The following is a 19,190-nucleotide window of genomic DNA, read 5'->3' as shown; positions in this document are numbered from 1 at the left end:
ACTTGCAGCGACGAATGCCGGGTTGTCCATCGGACCGACGCACCGCAACCCCCCGCGACGTGCATGAAGGATCACCGGAAGTTTCCGAGAAGTATTGACTGGTTTCGATGGTTGCCCGGAGACTGAGGCGAGCTCATCCGGGAGCGCTCCCAAACGGAAGAGCAACGAGAGGAGAGCCCAGTGACCACCGACTCGGGCCGCTCCAGGATTCGATCGACGATCGTGGCCCTCGCGGCGACGCTCACGATCAGCGGAGTGGTAACCACCATCCCCCACATCACCAGGGCCGAAGCCGCGGCCGGCGTCGAGGACGAGGGCGCCGGCTGCTCGGTGCCCAACGTTCCCGAGGGCAGCGCCAACGCCAAGCTGCCCGACCCCTTCAAGCGGATCGACGGCACCCGGATCACGACCACCGCCGACTGGACCTGTCGCCGCGAAGAGATCAAGAAGCTGTCCGAGAAGTTCGTCTACGGCGAGAAGCCCGGCAAGCCGCAGAGCGTCACCGGCACGGTGAGCAGCACGAACATCACCGTCAACGTCAGCAACCAGGGCAAGACCGCCAGCTTCTCGGCCTCGGTGAGCCTGCCCAGCGGCACCGGCCCGTTCCCCGCCGTCGTCGTCCTCGGCGGCTTCGGAGCGGACACGGCGACGATCAAGGCGGCCGGCGCGGCGGTCATCAACTACGACCCGTACGCCGTGGGCAAGGAGGGCACCCCGCGCACCAACAAGCAGGGCGCGTTCTACTCGATCTACGGCTCGTCCAGCCCGACCGGCCTGCTCATGGCCTGGTCCTGGGGCGTCAGCCGGATCATCGACGTGATCGAGCAGTCCGGCGGCAGCATCCTGCGGGCCGACGCGACCGGTGTGACCGGCTGCTCGCGATTCGGCAAGGGCGCCTTCGTGATCGGCGCGTTCGACCAGCGCATCGCCCTCACCATGCCGATCGAGTCAGGGAGCGCCGGCGTGCCGATCTTCCGGGGCATCCCGGGCGAGGGCGCACAAAGCCTGAGCAGCGCGTACGGCGAGCAGCCGTGGCTGGGCGACGCGTTCGGCTCCTACACGGGCGCCCCCACCAGGCTGCCCATCGATACGCACGAGATCGTGGGGATGGTCGCGCCACGCGGCCTCTTCATCATGGACAACCCGCACATCGTCAACCTCGGGCCGAAATCGGGCAGCGTCGCGGCCCTGGGCGGCGCCGAGGTCTACAAGGCGCTCGGCGCGGGCGACAACATCACCTACTGGTCGGACATCGCGGACGGCACGCACTGCGCGAACCGGCCCGAGTGGCGCGACCCGCTCACCAAGAACATCAAGAAGTTCCTGACCAGAACCGGCAACGACCCCGGCACGATCCGGATCTCCAGCAAGGCCCAGGGCCGCCTCTCCGACTGGGCCGACTGGACGACGCCAAATCTGGGCACCGGCCCCACGACCCAGCCCACGACACCACCGACGACCCAGCCGACAACACCGCCCACGACACCACCGACAACATCACCAACACAAAGCCCACGCGGCTGTACGGCGACCGTGTCGCTCAACTCCTGGACCGGTGGCTTCGTGGCGACCGTCCGGATCACCGCCGGCGCCGTCCCCGTCAACGGCTGGTCCACGAGCATGACCCTGCCGAGCGGCGCCACCATCAGCAACGCCTGGAACGCCAACCGCAGCGGCAACAGCGGCCCGGTCCAGTTCACCAACGTCGCCTACAACGGCCAGATCCCGGCCGGCGGATACACCGAGTTCGGCTTCCAGGCCACCGGAAGCGGCGCCGGCCTGACCCCGACCTGCACGGCGACATAGAACGGCTAGAGATCCAGCACGAGCCGCGGCCTCAACGACCGCGACACACAGATGAACATCGTTTCCTGCGCGGCCTGCTCTTCGGGGGAGAGCAGGCCGTCGCGGTGCTCGACCTCGCCCTCGAGGATCGGCGTCTCGCACGACCCGCACGTGCCCTCGGTGCACGAGAACGACACCGGCACACCGGCCTCGTCGGCGACGGCGAGGATCGACCGGTCCGCCGTCACGGTCAGCGTCAGCCCGCTGCGAACCAGCACGACCTCGAAGGATGCCATCGCCCCAGTCTGCCCAGCCGCTCGCCCGACACGGATATCGCGAAGCGCAACCTCAGCTTGCGCACTGGGAAGAAGCGATAATCGGCGGCAAGCTGGGCATCAACAGCCGGCGCGACCTCCGGAATGTGCTGGCCGAACGGTAAGCGTCCCGCCGTCGGCGTCGAGAACGGCGGGCACACCGAGACCCACGGCCGTCTGCGACTCACCGTGACCGATGGGCAAATTTCCCAGCACGGGTACGCCGAGAGCGCCGAACCGCTCGATCAGCACCTGCTCGACGGAGGTGGTGTGCCCCGGGTCGACGCAGTCGGTGAACTGCCCGATCGCGACGCCCGCCAGCCCGTCGAGCCATCCGGCCCGCCCGAGCTGCACGATCGCCCGGTCGATCCGGTACGGCTCCTCGTCCACCTCCTCGACCAGCAGGATCGCGCCCGACATGTCCGGCGAGTGGCGGGTGCCCGCGGTCGCGGCGAGGATCGTGAGATTGCCGCCGAGCAGGACGCCCTCGGCCCGGCCCGGAACCCGCGGTCCCGGCTCGGCCCGGACGACGATCGGCTCGTCGAGCATAAGCGCCCGGCGCGCGCCCTCGGCGCCACGCTCCAGATAGGACGCCATCGGCCCATGCACGGTGGCCAGCCCCGCCTCGCACCACAGCGCCAGGTGCAGGGCCGTGATGTCGGAGAAGCCCATGACCAGCTTGGGGTCGGCGGCCACGGCCGCGTAGTCGACCCGGTCGACGATCCGCTGCACGCCGTAGCCGCCGCGCAGGCAGACGATGCCGCGCACCGCGGGGTCGCGCAGGGCACCGTTGAGGTCGGCGAGCCGCTCGTCGTCGGTGCCGGAGAAGAACGAGTGCCGCCCGAGCGCGTGCGCCCCGACCCGCACTTCGAGCCCCCACCCGGCCAGCGTCTCCTCGGCGCCGGCGACCCGCTCGACCGCCTTGAGCCCACCGGCCGGAGCCACAATCGCCACGAGGTCCCCGGGCCGCAACGGCCGCGCTCGCACTGTCATGATCGCCAGCCTAGAGAAGCACCTGGAAGAATCCGTCCATGGCGATCGAGATCCATCTTCAGATGATCCAGGCGGCGATCGCTCGGATGTCGACACACTCCTCGACCATCAAGGGATGGTCGGTCACGGTCAGTGGCGCCCTGCTCGGCTACTCTGCGACCGCCAGCACGCCCGTCGTCGCCGCGATCGCCGCCTATGTGATCGTCGCCTTCGCCGTTCTCGACGCCTATTATCTCGCGCTCGAACGGCAATATCGGCTGCTCTATCACCGCACGGCGACAGATGGTCGCACGCCCTGGCAGATGGAGATAGAACAACCGTCGAGCAAACAGGTCGTCAGTGCGTTGCGTAGCCCGTCATTCTCATTCTGTATGGCAGTTCGCTGGCCGTAGCGGCGGCTGTCGGGGCATACCTGGCGCTCAAGTAGCGACTTTGATCCGACAGATGGAACAACCCCTTTCGATGCCACCATGGGCAATGTCGGTCGTCGTCGGTCGATGCGGAAAGGGGAGTCGTGAGCACCTTCGGACAAGAACTGCGCCGGCGACGTCTCGAGCGCGGGCTTTCTCTGAGCCGGCTGAGCGAGCTCTCGCACTACAGCAAGAGCCACCTCTCGAAGATCGAGAATGGGGAGAAGCGCCCCGGCCGCGAACTGGCCCGGCGGCTCGATCAGGTGCTGTCCGCCGGTGGTGCCCTGGCCCGCTTGCTGCCGGATGCGCCGGCCACGATGTCGGCCGAGGACCTGGAGGCCTGGGCGCCGCACCCCCCGGCGATGACGACCGGGCATCCGGACGCCGTCGACCTTCCGCTGAACGTCGGCGAAAGCACCTTTGACGCGTACGCGGCCCTGCTCCGTGATCTTCGCGTGCTGGGCCAGCGCACCAGGCCCGCGGATGTGCTCGCGGTTGGCGCGCCGTTCGTCGAGACGTTGTGCACCATCGCGCAGCTGTCGGACGCCGATGACCGAACCACCGCGCTCCGCCTCGCCAGCCGCTATGCCGAGTACCTCGGCTGGATGGCGCAGGAGAACACCGACGACAGCGGCGCGGTGTGGTGGATTCGCCGGGCCATGGCATTGGCCGGGCGCTCCGGCGACACCACCATGAGCGGCTACGCGCACATCCGGATGGCGGAGCTGGCGATCTATCGGGACGACGCGGTGGGTGTGCTGCGGTACGCGGGATTTGCGCTGAGCGATGCGTCCGACAACCGGACGAAGACGGCGGCATACCAGCGCATCGCCCAGGGCCACGCGATCCGCAACGAGGAGACCGACTGTCGCCGGGCGCTCGACCAGAGCAACGAGACGGGCGAAGATCTCGCCCCGCCGGACCGAGTGCCACCTCTCGGCGGGACGACCATGCCCAACCCCGCGGCGTTCGTGCGCGGCTGGTGCATGCTCGACCTTGCCCGGCCGACCGAGGCGATCGAGTCGCTCGAGCCCCAGTTCGCCGAGATCTCGGACGAGGCGATACGGGTCCGCGCCCGCTGCGGCGCCCGTCTGGCTCTCGCCCTGGCCAGCGCCGGCGAGCTCCACCAAGCGTGCGAGGTGGCCGAGCCGACCATCGCCGCAACGCTGACGGCCGATTCGGCTACCGCACGTTCCGACCTGCGCTCGCTCGCCCGCGAGCTGCGTCGCTGGGGCAACGACCCGCACGTGCGGCGCATCCAGCCCGGCCTGGCCGCCGCTCTGCATCGGGAGCCGATGCCTCGCCATTTCGACTAGCGCTCACGGTCGTCCGTTGTCCGCCTGAGCGGGCACGGACAACCCGTTGTCCGCCCTCCGATCGCGCCGGTAGATGTATGAACCGAGGCCCCATTCGCCTCGATCAATAACCACCGGCGCTCGGAGGCGAACGTGGCTGAGGTCTTCATCAATTACCGCACCGGGGACGGCGAATGGCCGGCCGCCTTTCTGGACGACAAGTTCAAGCGCCGCTACGGCCACGACCGCGTCTTCCGCGACGCGACATCGCTCGAGGCGGGCCACGATTTCCGGGGTGAACTGCAGCGACGCCTGGATCGCTGCACCGTCCTCGTGGTGATCATCGGGCCGAACTGGCTGACGGCTCGGGACGAGGCCGGTCGCCGGCGTCTGGACAACTCCGGTGACTACGTACGGATGGAGATCGCCGAGTCTCTCCAACGCAAAATCCGGGTAATGCCGGTCACGCTCAACGCCGTTCGGCTTCCGCTCTTCGACGAGTTGCCGGTGGAGATCGCCGACCTCGCACACCGGCAGAGCCGAGTCTTCCGTAGCCGGAACTATCAGGCCGACTTCAAGGAGATCGTCGCCGTCATCGACGACGAGATCCCGAAGGCGACCGAGAATCGCGACGCCGAGAACGGCCGCGCGGAGTCGGCCGGCGACCTCGGCGTCGCGAGCATCAAGGCCGACCGCAGCGCGATCTCGACGCACGGTCCGGCCACCTACAACGAGCGTCGGCGATGACCGACGGCGCCCCGGACGACGAGCAGGCCGAAGCGACCGAGGCACCGGCCGCCGAGGCACCCGAGCCCTCCGGCGATCCTCCGCCGTCGGAGGAACCGGATCGCACCGCCGACGACGCCCGCGGCAAACCCGCGAGCAGTGAGGATCGGCCGGACGACATCGGCGGAGACGACGACGGCGACCCGGTCGGTCAGGTCGGCGCGCTGCAGAAGTCGAAACAGTCCGGCGACCGGACCATCGATCAGGCCCGGCGCAGTGCCATCTCACAGGGAGACGGCCCGGCCACGTACATCGAGAAGCAGGAGATCACCTACTCCGGCCGCCGGGTCTTCGTCCAGAAGCAGATCCTCGAGAAGCAGGATGACCTCCAACGCGAGTCCGAGACCTACGTGCCGGTGGCCGGCTTCGACCGTATGCACGAACGCCTCGACTTCACCGGCTTGGTCGTGCTGCTCGGGGGGCCCGGCACCGGCCGCAACGCCACGGCGCGCATGTTGTTCCACGAGAGTCATTGCCGTCGTGTCGGAACCCTGTCGGTCAGCACTGACGAGGATCTGTTCTACCTGCTCCACGACCACCTGACGAGTCCGGCAGCGGGCACGAAGCCCCTGATGACGACCGGTGACGGCTACATCATCGAGTGGACCGGAACCTTCATTCCGAAGAGCCCCCTGAAGGGATTCGCCGATGCGGTGAAGGCCGCCGGAGCTCGGGTTGTGGTCATCGTCGACAGCGCGGCGGACGCGGAATCGCCCACCTCCGAGTTCGAGCAAATCCACCCCTGGCCCGCCTCGCGGACCGAGGTGATGGCCAAGCACCTCGACGTCCATTTACGGAAGCATCGAGAATGCTGCTCCCCGGAGCTCCTGGACGAGCACCGGAAGCAAATCCTCGACCATCACCTCGTCCAGAGTCGGCTGAACCTCGCGCCGTCCGTGCTGCGCATCGTCGAGATGGCCCGCTTCCTCGGCAAGAACGCCCACGAGATCGCGAAGAGGGGCGTCGGGCAGCTCGTCGGCGAATGGGACGACTCGGCCCGGGTGCTGGCCCGAGAGATTCTCCGGGGCGAGGCGCCTCCCGAGAAGCCGCACCTCATTCCGCAGCAGCAGGCGTTCCGCATCGCGTACACGGTCTTCCATGAGCAGCCCCTGGCATACGTCTTCGAGACCGCCGATCTGCTGCTGGAAAAGCTGATCAGCGTTGAGGTCCGCAAGCGGCCGGCGAAGAGCCGGGTCTTCGATCGCAGCGTCGAGGCGCTGATCCACCCGAGGATGGCGGCCCGGACCGCCGGTAGCGAAGAGGATCAACCGCGGTGCGCCCGTCTCGCCGACGAATCGCTGATGGTCTCCGTTCTCGAGGTGGCGTGGCACGAATACGCCCAGCTACGCGTGCCGCTGCGAGCATGGCTGAACGACCTCGCCGGGCGACCCAACACCGATGTCCGGGTACGCGCGGCTCAGATCGCCGGTCTGCTCGCGACTTTCGACTACTCGGGCGTTTACGAGCTGATGATCAAGAATTGGGCGCAGGGGAAAGCGGTCTTCCGAGACTCCGCCGCGCTCGCGATGGATCAGATCGCCCGGCACACACCGCTCGAGTCCCGGGTGAATCGCCGGATCGAGGAGTGGACCCGAAGCAAGCTCGTGACGGAGCAGGACACCGCCGCCAGGTGGCACGGCCGGCGCGCGGACAAGAGGGCAGTCCTCAAGGCGGTCGAGGAACTGGGCACGATCGGTAGCCGGCCCGACCTCCGGCGGGGCGCCAGCATCGCCGAGGCGATGTCTCTGCTGTTCCTCAACGGCAACGTCGACGAGGTCGTCGACAGCCTGGGCCGATGGATCACCTCGGAGAACCCCTACCTGCCGCACCACGCCGTCCGGACGCTGCTGATCCTCACCGACAAGAGGGGTGCGGCGAAGCAGTCCCGGGACCAGCTCTCCGAGCTCGCGGCGAAAAGCGTGGAAAGCGAGCTGGCCCTCGTCCGGATGTGGCGCCGGGCGCTGATCAGCCGAACCGTCGGCGGCTTCGCGTGGAGCGCGATGCGCGAGTGGGTCCTCGGCGCCGACGGACAGGAGGACCAGTCCGCGGTGATGGAGTCCATGGCCGACCAGATCTTCACCGGCGCGCTGATCCCGCGGGCGCGGTTCAACCTCATCCTGTGGCACAAACAGCGGCCCGATGTCGAGCTCATCGGCCGTCTCCTCGGTCGGCTGTCCAACTCGAGAGGAAACTGAGCGATGGGCCTACGAAACTGGATCAGTGCGGTTTTCCGGCGACCACCCCCTCCGGAGCGCACCGCGACCTACGAACCCCCACCGCACACCGCACCGCTGATCGTTCCGGCTCAGGGCGACGTCTTCGACCTGCACGTCATCGTCCACCTCAAGTGGAGCTGCGACACACTCGGCAGCGAGGAGCTGGAGGAGCTGGCACTCGAGCGCCGCGAGGGTGCGCTCTACTCGATCGGGCGTACCATCCGTGACCTCGCGCGATCGCTCGATCCCTTCCAGCCGGCGCGGGCCCAGGCGGTGATCAACGGCTCGGAGGCTCTGCGCAGCGGCCTGTGCTACGACGAGGACGGGCACATGGTCACCTGTCGCCCCCTGGCCCAGGTGCTGATGGATCCGAGACTGCGTGACCAACTGCTGCCGTTCGCGACGCAGCGGGTCGCTCTCCGCGAGCAGCACCGGCTCGGCCAGCTTCGTGACCAGCACCTGCGCGAGAGGGCCGAGGACTGGCTCCAGGCTTTCCAGCGGCTGGAGGAGTTCCCGCAACTCGGCAAGGACGAACGACAATTCCTCCTGCGGTACGCGGCCAGCTTGGTCGACAAGGACTTCGCCGAGGTCATCGAGAAGATGGCCGGCGACCGGTACGTTCTCTACTCGCATTTCGCCGATGTGCTGGGTCGAGCCACGCGCGACCACGAGCGGGTCGGGTTGTTCGAGTTCGCCGCCGCGTACGACAAGTCGCTGCAGACCTTCTGCCGGCAGATGGGCGTCAGCCCGGCGTCGTTCCTGCTCTCCGACTTCGGCGAGGAGAGACCGCCGCAGGAGCGTGTCCCGTGACGACCCTCCGCCTTGCCACGACCGTCCTCGTTCTCGCCGGCCTGACTCTGGTGGGCTGCGACCGATTCCAGGGACCGGTATCCGCGCAACCCTGCGACTGGATGTCCGGCGAGGCCTCCGGCGGGCGCACCGCGTTCCTGCTGGACGTCTCGAACTCGACGCGTGGGACCGGCCGATCGGGTTCCGCCCCGGATTACGCCGGCGCTCTAGCCGAGCCGATCGCCGAAGCGGTTGACCGGCTGGACACGGTGTCGGTCGCGGCCTTCAGCGGCCGGGTGAGCGACCTGGTGTGGGCGGTGCGCGACCTGTCCACCGACTACAAGGCCGACAACGACAACCCCGACAACCAGAAGGACCGCCGGGCGGAGGCGCTGACCTGCACCGCGCGGTCGATCGCCGGCGCGCAGGCCGCGGTTCCGGCGGCCGCCGGAACCGACGTTCTCGGGGCGATCCGGAACTCGATCGCCTGGCTCGACGCCGGTCCTGGGCCGAAAAACCTGGTCGTGGCCACCGACGGCCTGGTGACGACGGGCTGTGCCGACCTCACGAAGTCGTCCTTCACCTCATCGCGGGAGATCGGCGCCGTCACCGCGCTGTGCACGCAGCGGGGCGAGCTCGATCCGGCCGCGCTCGGGGGCGTGCGGATAACGATGATCGGGATCGGACGGCCCTCGTCGGACCAGCCCGTGCCCACACCGCAGCAGGTCAAATGGCTCAGCGCCCTGTGGCAGTCGCTGTGCGGGAAGACATGCTCGCTGAGCGGCGACCCGGTGGCGGGCAAGGGCGGACGGGCGGCCAAGGCCCGCGAAATCCAGGATCCGGCGGTGGGATTCCAGCGCGGCAAGCAGGTGTACGCGCTGCCTTCGCTTTTCCTCTTCGACACCGACAGCTCCACCTTGAAGCCGGAGGCCGTCCCGATGCTGCAGGACATCTCGGTCTCGATCCGCACCACGGACTACGCGCGGGTCGACGTCAACGGCTATGCCGACCCGCGCGGCGACCCGGCGCACAACCGGACGTTGTCGCGGCAGCGAGCCGAATCGGTGGCCCGCGCATTGGGGCCGGGGCTCGATGGGCGACCCCACGGCATGGGGGCGACTAGGAGCTGCCCGTACGCCATGGCGGTGGCCGAGCCCGCGAGCGGCGACGATCTGCCCTGCGCTCGCCGAGTGGAGATCGTCGTGACGACTAGGGACGGCCGATGACCGCGCCGACGGATCGCAACGGCGCGCATTGGCCGTCGCCGGTCCCCTGCCCGCGGCTTCCCCTCGAGCAGCCCTTCGACGCCCTCGACCTGCACTCCGTCGAGGCCGGGGCCGAGGAGAACATCGACGCGCTCGAGGCGGCCGCGCTGATGGATGCCTTCGACCAGGGCAACGCATCGTTGCGGCATTCACTGCCGCACATCGACGATGCCGCCGGCAAGGTCGAGGCCGACTTCCAGAACGCGGGCGGCGCGATCGACGCTCTCGACCGCCTTCGTGACACGCATAGCGTCGAGGAGGCCGCCGATCTGCACGCGAAGGTGCTGAAGCGGCACGCCGACGACGGACCCGAGGACCGTCGCCGCCGGGGCTTCTTCCGACCGTGGATGGTCTGGGTCGTGCTGGTCGCCGCGGCCGTCTTCGACGCCTCCTTCGTGGGAAACCTGACCCAGCGCATCCTCGGGGTCGGCCCGCACAGCCTGATCTATTACCTCGCCTACCTGCCGGGCATCGGCATGGCCCTGTGTCTGCTGGCCGCCGGAACCTTCCTGGCCGAGAACCTGTACCGCCGGCGCATGTGGATCAGCCGCCGGCGACGTCGCGGGCCCCTCACCCCGTGGCGCGTCCTGCGCCGGGTCCTCTGGTGGTGGCGGGAGGAGCCGCAGACTCGCGAACCGGACGACCTGCCGTGGTACCGGGTCACCGTGCCACTGATCTATGCGGTGGCGACCGTGGGCCTGCTCGGCGTGATCGCCTACATCCGCGCGTTGCGAGCGGGCGCCCAGTTCGCGGCGCTGCGTGACCTGCAACCGGTATTCGTCGTCCTGCTGCTCCTGCTGAGCATCGCGGCCATCGCTCTCAAGGTGCTTTCGCACAATCCCTGTGCGGACAGTGCCGAGGAGGCCGGCAAGGGTCTGAGGCGAATGTCGAAGCGAGTCGAGCACGACACCGCGACGGCCCGGTCGGCCGTCACCGAAGCGGTCAAGTCCGCGAACCACCTGACCACGTTGATAGTCAGCGCCGAAAGCGAGGCCCGCAGCACCGTCGAGCGCGCGTGCGCACGCATGTTGGCCGAGCGGGGCCGGCGAGACCGGGCGGGCGAGATCATCCTGCCGCTGGTGTACCTGAGATGGCCGACTGGGATCGACACCCCGGCATACCAGACCGAGCTGCCCGGCCTGAATCTGGCGCTCCTCGACGATGCGAGGCGAAAGTCCGACAAGTACCGGCCGGAGGTTTTGAGCAGTCGCCTCGCCGAGACGGTGCAGGAGATCCATCAGCAGTTCCACCCGGCCAACGAGGGCCGGCACCGGGCCAACCCGTAACGCCCGTGGCGGCCGTCGCCCGGCGGCCGCCCCGGCCGATCACCGAATGAGCGGGCCGTCGTCCCCTCGGCGGCGTCTCGGCAAGTGGCGCTCGATCACGTCGTCCATCTTGTCGCGGCCCTTGTCAAGGCCGCCGTCGATGTTGGGCTCCGGATCCCGTACGCCGAGCTCGTCTTTGACGAGCTCGCCGGCGGCGCCGTAAAAGACGTGGGTGACCACGTTGCGACCGGCCGCCTCCGGAGTCGAGGTGACCTTCGCCTCCCACGCGTTGGCGACGGCCTCCATCGAGTACTTCACGCCTTCGCCGTATCTGTGACCCATGTAGTGGGCGGCGAGCCGGGTCCCGTTGATGCCGAGGCCGTGCACGGTCGGCGACAATGCCGGATCTTCCCTGATCAACGGACCCTCGCGGGGGCCACCGCTGATGGGCGACCCGGCCGATCCCTCTGTTCGCGGCCTCGGCAACGGCGCCGGGCGGCGCCGGGGTGACCCGGGCTCGGGCGGCAGGCCCACCGCTTCCTGCAGCCCGGCCCGCTTCGTCTGCGCCACGGCGTCGCGGACGCCCTGACGCTGGGCTTCCTTCCGCGCCCGGATCAGATCCGCCCGTCCCTGAACGTCCGGGTCGGGGGTGGTGCGCGGCGGGTCGGTACGTGGCGCGGAGCCGTCGCCGGTCGGTGGCTTGTCGCTCATCGGATCACTCGAACCGTCACTGGTCCTCGAAGAAGAACCGGAACGCGGCCTCGAGCTCGCGGTACATCTCCTCGTCCGTGCCGAAATAGACCGACGTCGCCTCGCGGAACTCCTCGTGCGTCATCGTGCGGTTGCGCAGCAGGTCGGCGAACTCCGCGCGGGCCGACGCCACACCCTCCGCGCCACCGTTGTAGAGGCTGGTGCGCAACATCGGCCGGTCGTCGATCAACGCCTCGTTGAAATAGACGCTGAGCATGTCCAGGGTGGGCGAGCTCATGGTGCTCCTCACTGACGGTCACGGCCGGAACGAGGACGGGGGTTCCGGATACATCGTACGAAGGGTCAGGTCGCCATTCGGTGCGCGGTTGTAGACGGCGACGATATTCCCGCCTTCGAAGTTCGCGGGTTTCACCTGACCCGGATTCGCCGGATCGAGGTAGACGCCGGACATCCGCTGGTGCGCGTCCGGGCCCAGAACCTCGCTGATCGGTCGCTTGACGATCGGGAAGCCGGTCGCGGGCACGTGCTGCCGCAGGTACTTCTCGGCGGCGACGTAGTCGTCACCCGAGTCGATCCGGCTCGCGATGGCTTCGCAGCGATGCTTCCGGTCGGGGTTGGTCGCATCCGCGTCCGCGTCCCGGGTCGAATTGGTCTCCGGATCAATCTTGTTCGTGGACTCGACGTAGCCATCGCCGGTGAGCTTCGGGGTGCCGTCACTCTTCATGACAGCGTCCCCGAGCCGCTTCGCCATCTTGTCGTCGGTGATGTCATGGTGGCGCTGCGGGCCGTGACCCTCGTTGCGTAGCTCGCCGAGCCGCTGGCCGGTCTCCGCCGAGTAGTCGGCCCGGTTGCGCGGCTCGGCCTTCTCCTGGTTGGTCTCGGTCTGTTGCGGCCGCCGCAGGTCGTGCGCCGGGTCAAGATGCCGAGCCTCGTAGTGCCGCCGCTCGGGTCCGGTGTACTTCCCGTCGCCCGGCCCACCCGGACCGTCACCCGGCCCGCCCGGACCGCCCGGTCCTTTCGGCCCGTCGCCCGGACCACCGGGACCCTTGGGCCCGTTGGGTCCGTCACCGTTGCCCGTCTCGTTCGACTTCTTGGGGCCCTCGCCGCCGTTGGCCCCCTCGTGCGGCGTCTTCGGCCCGGACGTGCCGTCGCCCTCATGGCCGGACGCCGTGCGCTTGCCATCGCCGTTTCCGCCGCCGGCCTCGCGCGTCGTCTTCGGCGTCTGCTCGGTTCCGGCCGCATTCGCGACCCGGTTCTCCGGGCGGGGCGTCTGGTTCTCCACCTTCGCCGCGCGGTTGTCCACGGCCTGCCCGGCGTCCTGCCGCGCCTCCTTCTGCGCCCGGAAGGTGTCCAGCTTCTGCTGGAACTCCGGCGACGGCCTCAGCCCGTCCGGCTCGCCCGAATTGTTCCGTGGGCCAACCTCATGGGGCCGCGTCCCCTCGGCCGGCCGTTGCTGCGGTTGCGAGTCGGCCTGCTGCTTTCCCGCGCCCTCGGTCCGTTGTGGCTGGTGAGGCCCCTCGGTCCGCTGCGGCGGCCGAGCCGCGCCCTCGGCCTTCGGCTGCTGCGTCGCGCCCTCGGCCCGCGGCTGCTGCGTCGCGCCCTCGGCCTTCGGCGCATTCCGGCCAGCCTCGCGCGCCGCCTGGTTCTCGGCCTTCGCGGCGCGATGGTCCACGGCCTGCCCGGCGTCCTGCCGCGCCTCCTTCTGCGCCCGGAAATCATCAAGCTTCTGCTGAAACTCCGGCGACGGCTTCAATCCGGGCGGCTCCGGCGACCCGTTCCGCCCCGCGTTCTCCGTCCGGCGCGCCGCCCCATCGCCCTCGCCCACCCGCTGCTGCGGCGGCCGATTCCCCTCGACCCGCTGCTGCGGCGAGACGACCTCCGCACGCTGCGAGGATCCGACGTTCTCGGCGCGCTGGTGCCGCGGTGCCGACGCGACGTTCTCCGGCTGCTGCGGTCGCTGCGATGCGCTATCGGCCTTCGGCGTCTGGTTCTCGGTCTTCGGCGCATTGCGGGACGCCTCGCGGGCAGCCATGTTCTCCGCCTTGGCGGCACGGTGATCCACCGCCTGGCCGGCGTCCTGCCGAGCCTCCTTCTGCGCCCGGAAAGTGTCCAGCTTCTGCTGCATCTCCGGTGACGGCTTCAGCGACTCCGGCGGCTTCGGCGGCGGAGGCGGCGGCGTGTCGGTACGGGTAGGCGTGTCGGCCACAGGTCCTACAGTCCCAGTTCCGGCGGCTTTCGCTCCAGGCCACGGTTCATCGGGCCCGGATCCGCCTTCTTGTTGTCGGTCGGCTTCGGCTTCTCCTCGGACTCCGTCCCCTTCAGTTTCGAGACTTCGGCCTCCCAGTTCTTCTGCTTGGTCATCTCGACCGCCGCCTGCGTCATCTCCGCCCGGCGGCCGCCGCTCGCCTGGTCGGGCTTCGGGGCGGGAGTCCGATCGGTGTTCTCGGGCCGGTGGGGGTTATCCGGCATGGGTACCGCCTTCCAACGAAACGAACAGGTCCTGGATCCACTCGCCGGTGCGGAAGGCCTCGGCCGCCGCCAACGCCAGCCGGTTCGGCCAGTCCGGTGAGGTCAGCGTCGAACCCACCGCCTTCTCGATCGCCGACGGTGTCTCGGTGCCGAAGATGATGTGCCGGCGGGCATCGGGGGCGCCGAGGTCGATGCTCATCCAGAACCGGACCCATTCGGCCTGCTCACCGATGGTGTCACCGGCTATCTCGCGGGAGATCAGCGACGCGATGCGGGGATCGGCCGGCGCATCCTGCGGTTGCGCGAGCAGCAGATCAAGGACGGGACCGCAGCGGTACGCCGGCGCGACGAAGCCGGGCTCGTCGGCCGGGCAGCCGTCGCGCACCGCCGCGACCACGTGGGCGGCCAGCGCGAACGGGTCGGTCCCGGTGCCGAGCACCGCCGACCGGACGCCGACCGCCGTCTCGACCGCCTGCGACAGCACGCAGTCGAGGACCCGCGGGTCGAGCTCGCGGAGCAACACAAGGTGCTCGTCCCAGAGCGCCGGGCGTGGCTTGCCGGTCAGGTGCGCCACGACCATCGACTCGGCCAGCAGGGTCAGCCACGGATGGTCCTCGATGACGCGTTGCGACGTGCGGATCGTGCGCAGCGTGCAGGCCTCGGCCAGGCACGACGCGCCGCACGTCGAGCTGCGCCGCCCGATGATCGGGGACGGCGAGGCGGTCGGGGTGCTTCCGCCCCGCTCCCGCGCCGTGCCGTCGGGCAGGCGTACGAGAACGGGTTGGTCCATGCCGTCGGCGAACGTCGCCGCCGTGCCCGGCGGCAGGGTGACCAGGAACTGGGACTGGCGCTCGGTCAGGTTCACCGTCGCGCCGACCGCTTCGCGATCGTCGGCGGCCGGCAGGCGATGCATGAACTTCACCGCGGTGTTCTTGATGACGTCGGGGACCAGCTTGCTCGGGATCTGCTCGGCGATGATGAGACCTTCGCCGTACGCGCGAATCTCCGCCAGCAGCGACGCGAACAGCTCCACCGCGTGGGCCGCCGGCCCGGGTTGCTCCTGGCGGCGCAGCAGCCGGTGCGCCTCCTCGAAGACGCTCAGATGCCGTAGCCCGCGGGTCAGCAGTGCGGGATCCTGCCGCGTCTCGACGCGAAGATGCTCGGTGAGCTGGATGAGCAGGCCGCCCATCAGGAACGCCTTGTCCCGGTCGTCGCCCACGTCCTCGATCTCGAAGACCACGTTGCGCCGCATCAGCGCGGCGAAGTCCAGCGGATGACCACCGTCGAAGAACCGCCCGGTCGTGCCCAGGCGCAGGCTCGACAGCCGCACCCGGATGAAGCCGCGGACGTTGTCGGCGATCTCCTTGCCGTACCCGATCCGGTCGACCACCAGCTCGGCGACGCGTTGCAGGTCGCCCAGGGTCGGGTAGCGCGGCCGATGACCGGCCGTCCGCGGCTCGCCGAGCGCGAGATCCCAGCCCAGCTCCTCGTAGCAGCGGGTCAGCGCCGCCGCCAGCACCTGCGGGAACGGCTCCTCGGCCTCGAACGCGGCCAGGAACAGCGACCGGGTCAGGTCGAGGTGGGTCTGCAGCGGGAAGCCGGCGGCGGGTTGAAGCGGGTTGAAGCCGGCCGGCGGCGCGAACGGGTCACCGGGCCGGATCGTGATCACGTGGTCGGCGCCGATCCGGTCCGCCATCTGCCGGTACTCGGCCTTGGCCGGCTCGACGACCATCCACGGGATGCCCTGCGCGGTCGCGGATTCGAGCAGGTGGCGCACGGTCTGCGACTTGCCGGCGCCGGTCGCGCCGCAGACGAAGGTGTGCCGGTTGAGGCTGGCGCGCGGGATCTCCATCGGGCTGACCGCGGTGTCCGTCCGGTCGAGCACCGATCCGACCGTCAGCGACTCCGGCCCGCGGCCCGCGGTCTCCGGCGTCACGTCGAACTCCGACCGCATAACGTACCGCAGGCCGGGCACCTCGTCGGTGGGCGCGACGGCGAGCGAGGCGAGCAGCGGCGAGCCGGCCAGCACCGGCGAGTCCGGCACCTCGTCGAGGGCCAGCACCTTGTCCAGGTCGCCGACCACGCCGGTGGGCGCCAGCGCGTACGGCTGCCGCCCGAGATCGGCCGAGGCGCAGAGCAGCCCCGCGATGGCCGACGCGGCCTGTGCCGTCTCGCCGCCGACCAGCAGGTGCACCCGCCACATCCCGGTCGAGCGGCCCTGCTGGAGCTCGCGGTGCCGGCGCTGGAGGCGGGCCGCCGCGATCGCGTGCTCGGGGGACTGGGCCTTCGACTGGGCCTGGCGTTCCTCGAGCGCGACCTGCCGGGCGGCCTCGAGCACGTCGGCCGGCGCCACCGGTTCGGCCAGCACGAACCAGGCGAACCCGGCGTGCCAGACGTGCAGCAGGCATTCGTCGAGCGTGGGCCGCGGGTCCTCGTCGCGCAGCGTCGGATCGTCCGCGAGCAGCCCGTCGGTCAGGCCGGCGACGCGGGTCCACTGGGGCATCGCCCGCAACGACCCAAAAAGATCACTTTCGCCGTACGGGTGACCGAGCGCCCCCGGCGGCAACGAGAGCGGCACCCGCCCCCGCCCGTCCGGTTCGCCGGTCACGCCGCCGGACGTGAACACCTCGACCGGCCGCCCCGCGGACCCGCGATGCCAGCCGAGCAGCAGGCTCGCACCGCCGTGGTAGGCCGACACGATCCCGGCCAGCCGCTGCCGGCGGCTCACGTCGGCGCCCTGGTCGTCGCGCGACGACGAGGGCGGCCGGCGTGGCAGCTCCAGCACTCGGTTGACCGGCAGCCGGGCGAACAGCTCGGCGGCGCCGGTCACTGCTGGCCGCCCCAGGGTCCCTGGTAGGGCTGCTGCGGGTACTGCGGCTGCGGCTGCCCGATCGGCGCCTGGCCCCAGCCCTGCAGCGACGGGCCGGCCGCGGTCTGCGGGCTGGCCTCGTGCGCGGCCAGCGGCTGCGGCTGGGAGACGGTGACCTGGCTGGGCTGACGCGTCGCCGGGATGACCGCCTCGTTCGGGTCGGGCAGCGGGGGCAGGTCGAGCGGGCCCATCGAGACCCGGGGCAGCGTCACGATGCCGGGGTCGACCTCGACGGCCTGGATCACCGAGCCCCGGCCCTGGCCCTTGACGAGCACCATCGCGTACTCGGGAAGGTCCTGGAGAACGCGCGGTTCGAGGGCGTACTCGTAGACGCGCTGCACCGAGCTGGCGTCGCTCCAGTTGGTGCCCTTGGCCGTCGACTCGGTCTGGCTCCAGTTCCGGCTCTTGCTCCAGTTCGTCCCGTACGACGTGCTCTTGCCGTGCTTGCTGTAGCTCTTGCTCTTGTTGCCGCCGTGCGTCTCGGTCTCGCCGTAGGTGTCGGCGAGCGTGTGCGTCTCGTTGCCGCCGAGCGTCCGGGTGAGCTGGCTGAGCACGAATTTGTGGCCCTTGCCGATGTACTCGGCGGCCTGGTTGGCCTCCTGGTGATTGCCGAGGCGCATCAGCGCGACCTCGCCGCCACCGATGGTGTGCAGCGATTCCTCCCGCAGATGACCGAAGAACAGCACCAGGCGTACGCCGCGGCGCTCGCACAGCGTGCTGAGCTTCTCGATCGAGCGGTGGTTGACCTCGTCCGCCCCGAGCAGCACCAGCGACCCCATCGGCGCCGCGTCGCGCCGCACCTGGCGGGCCAGCCACTGCACCATGAGGTCCTTGAGCAGCTCGTTCTGCGCGTTGCCGCCCTCGCCGTCGGCGACCAGGCAGGTCAGGTCGGTGAGCTCGGGCAGGGACGACTCGCTGCCCATCGACTCGAGCGGCTGCAGGAACGCCTCGATCCGGCGCAGGTGCGAGTGCATCTGCCGGCGGCTCTCGTCGGGCTGCAGGTCGAGCAGCCGGCCGCTCTCATCGGCGGACAGCGCCGCCTGCACCGGCCGGTCGGTGAGCACCCGCAGCGCGGCCAGCAGCCGGGCCATCGTGATGGCCGGGGCGAGCACGTCGCAGATCTCGCGCAGCAGCAGGCTGTCCTGGTGACGCTCGGCCCGGTTGGCGCCCTGCCCGTCGCCGTACATGGCCTCGACCAGGCAGTCGACCAGCTCGCCCGGCTCGAGCCCGGCGACCAGGTCGAAGCGGGCCAGCTCGGAGGGCAGCCGCAGCTCCTGCACCGAGCGCTCGGTCATCGCGGCCAGGTCCATCAGCTCGCCGCAGAGCGCCTCGCCGGTGAAGTCGACGAGCGTCATGTGCCCGCGGGTGGCGAGCAGCGAGCCGCCGAAGACGGTGAGCACGGCCTCCCAGCCGTACGTGGTGCCGCCGATGATGTCGACCCGGCGGGTGCCCGGCGACGGGGTCGCGGCGGCCCACTCGAACATCGTGTCGACGGTCTGTTGCTGCTGCTGGTCGTACCACTGGCGCCGGCCGTCCCAGTCGGCGAACTGCCGCGCGTACTCCTGCTGGATCCGCTCCTGTTCGGCCTGGATCGCGTTCTTGGCCAGCTGCGGCATGATGCCGAAGACGACCGCGCCGACGACACCGGCCCCGAAGGCCAGGAACGCCAGGAACCCCACACCCGCGCCGACGTTGCTGCCCTGCTGGCCGAGCGACGCCATGCCACCGCAGCAGCTGATCAGGACCGCGAGGCCGATGCCGGCGCCGAGCGAGATCAGGATCCGCTTGGCCATGCCCCGCTGCGCGCGGTTGAGCCGCTCCAGCAGATGCGGCTGCACCATGCCGGGCTGCGGCGGCGCCTCCATGAACTTGCGACGGTAGAGATTCCGGTCGTTGAAGATCCAGCCGAGACGCTCACCGGGTGTGGCGAGCATCGGAAGCGGATTTGACTGAGGCACGACGTCGGTCATCGGGGCGGGCTGCCTTCCGAGGCTTTCGGGGATTTGATTTCATTGGAGCCAAT

Annotated in this window: 16 protein-coding genes; 8 read left to right on the top strand and 8 right to left on the bottom strand. The window is 69.8% G+C overall.

Annotated elements, in window-relative coordinates:
• Positions 1-180: 180 nt before the first annotated feature.
• Positions 181-1,806 (top strand): glucuronyl esterase domain-containing protein, encoded by a 1,626-nt coding sequence (locus tag ACZ6TB_RS25140; RefSeq protein ID WP_465557561.1) that lies wholly within the window; start codon positions 181-183, stop codon positions 1,804-1,806.
• A 5-nt stretch (positions 1,807-1,811) separates the two neighbouring features.
• On the opposite strand, the gene ACZ6TB_RS25135 is transcribed toward ACZ6TB_RS25140, so the two are convergent.
• On the bottom strand, positions 1,812-2,081 hold the full coding sequence (locus ACZ6TB_RS25135; protein ID WP_465557559.1) for a 2Fe-2S iron-sulfur cluster-binding protein: 270 nt from the start codon (positions 2,079-2,081) through the stop codon (positions 1,812-1,814).
• 99 nt (positions 2,082-2,180) lie between these two features.
• Positions 2,181-3,092 carry a S66 peptidase family protein gene (locus ACZ6TB_RS25130; RefSeq protein WP_465557558.1) on the bottom strand — a complete coding sequence of 304 codons (912 nt, stop codon included), beginning with the start codon at positions 3,090-3,092 and terminating at the stop codon, positions 2,181-2,183.
• A 38-nt stretch (positions 3,093-3,130) separates the two neighbouring features.
• Here ACZ6TB_RS25130 and ACZ6TB_RS25125 point away from each other — a divergent pair, with 38 nt between their 5' ends.
• The 7 genes from ACZ6TB_RS25125 (at position 3,131) to ACZ6TB_RS25095 (ending at position 11,139) form a co-directional block, all read left to right on the top strand.
• Positions 3,131-3,484: a hypothetical protein gene (locus tag ACZ6TB_RS25125; RefSeq protein ID WP_465557556.1), complete on the top strand. Its 354-nt coding sequence runs from the start codon at positions 3,131-3,133 to the stop codon at positions 3,482-3,484.
• Positions 3,485-3,606: 122 nt separating this feature from the next.
• Positions 3,607-4,818, top strand: a complete 1,212-nt coding sequence (locus ACZ6TB_RS25120; RefSeq protein WP_465557554.1) for a helix-turn-helix domain-containing protein — start codon at positions 3,607-3,609, stop codon at positions 4,816-4,818.
• A gap of 132 nt (positions 4,819-4,950) precedes the next feature.
• Positions 4,951-5,544 (top strand): toll/interleukin-1 receptor domain-containing protein, encoded by a 594-nt coding sequence (locus tag ACZ6TB_RS25115; RefSeq protein WP_465557552.1) that lies wholly within the window; start codon positions 4,951-4,953, stop codon positions 5,542-5,544.
• Positions 5,541-7,778, top strand: coding sequence for a hypothetical protein (locus tag ACZ6TB_RS25110; protein ID WP_465557550.1), 2,238 nt, complete (start codon positions 5,541-5,543; stop codon positions 7,776-7,778). The genes ACZ6TB_RS25115 and ACZ6TB_RS25110 overlap by 4 nt, the downstream gene beginning before the upstream one ends.
• A gap of 3 nt (positions 7,779-7,781) precedes the next feature.
• Positions 7,782-8,609, top strand: a complete 828-nt coding sequence (locus tag ACZ6TB_RS25105; RefSeq protein WP_465557548.1) for a hypothetical protein — start codon at positions 7,782-7,784, stop codon at positions 8,607-8,609.
• The gene (locus tag ACZ6TB_RS25100; RefSeq protein WP_465557546.1) at positions 8,606-9,814 is read left to right on the top strand and encodes an OmpA family protein; all 1,209 of its coding nucleotides are present in this window, start codon (positions 8,606-8,608) and stop codon (positions 9,812-9,814) included. The genes ACZ6TB_RS25105 and ACZ6TB_RS25100 overlap by 4 nt, the downstream gene beginning before the upstream one ends.
• Entirely contained in the window at positions 9,811-11,139 is a 1,329-nt protein-coding gene (locus ACZ6TB_RS25095; RefSeq protein WP_465557544.1) for a hypothetical protein, read from the top strand. The genes ACZ6TB_RS25100 and ACZ6TB_RS25095 overlap by 4 nt, the downstream gene beginning before the upstream one ends.
• Positions 11,140-11,178: 39 nt before the next feature.
• Here the strand turns inward: ACZ6TB_RS25095 and ACZ6TB_RS25090 are convergent, their stop codons facing one another.
• From ACZ6TB_RS25090 to ACZ6TB_RS25065, 6 genes are read right to left on the bottom strand one after another with little or no spacing between them, the layout of a single operon-like run.
• Entirely contained in the window at positions 11,179-11,829 is a 651-nt protein-coding gene (locus tag ACZ6TB_RS25090; protein WP_465557542.1) for a hypothetical protein, read from the bottom strand.
• 16 nt (positions 11,830-11,845) lie between these two features.
• Positions 11,846-12,106, bottom strand: coding sequence for a hypothetical protein (locus ACZ6TB_RS25085; protein ID WP_465557540.1), 261 nt, complete (start codon positions 12,104-12,106; stop codon positions 11,846-11,848).
• Positions 12,107-12,124: 18 nt separating this feature from the next.
• Entirely contained in the window at positions 12,125-14,035 is a 1,911-nt protein-coding gene (locus ACZ6TB_RS25080) for a hypothetical protein (RefSeq protein ID WP_465557539.1), read from the bottom strand.
• A 5-nt stretch (positions 14,036-14,040) separates the two neighbouring features.
• A complete protein-coding gene (locus ACZ6TB_RS25075; protein ID WP_465557537.1) occupies positions 14,041-14,298 on the bottom strand; it encodes a hypothetical protein in 258 nt (85 codons plus the stop codon).
• Positions 14,288-17,128 (bottom strand): ATP-binding protein, encoded by a 2,841-nt coding sequence (locus ACZ6TB_RS25070; protein WP_465557535.1) that lies wholly within the window; start codon positions 17,126-17,128, stop codon positions 14,288-14,290. The genes ACZ6TB_RS25075 and ACZ6TB_RS25070 overlap by 11 nt, the downstream gene beginning before the upstream one ends.
• On the bottom strand, positions 17,125-19,101 hold the full coding sequence (locus ACZ6TB_RS25065; protein ID WP_465557533.1) for a hypothetical protein: 1,977 nt from the start codon (positions 19,099-19,101) through the stop codon (positions 17,125-17,127). Before ACZ6TB_RS25065 ends, ACZ6TB_RS25070 begins: the two co-directional genes overlap by 4 nt.
• Positions 19,102-19,190: the final 89 nt, after the last annotated feature.

It is taken from the genome of Actinoplanes sp. NPDC051537, from assembly GCF_055586105.1.
This window is presented reverse-complemented; position numbering and strand designations above follow the sequence as displayed.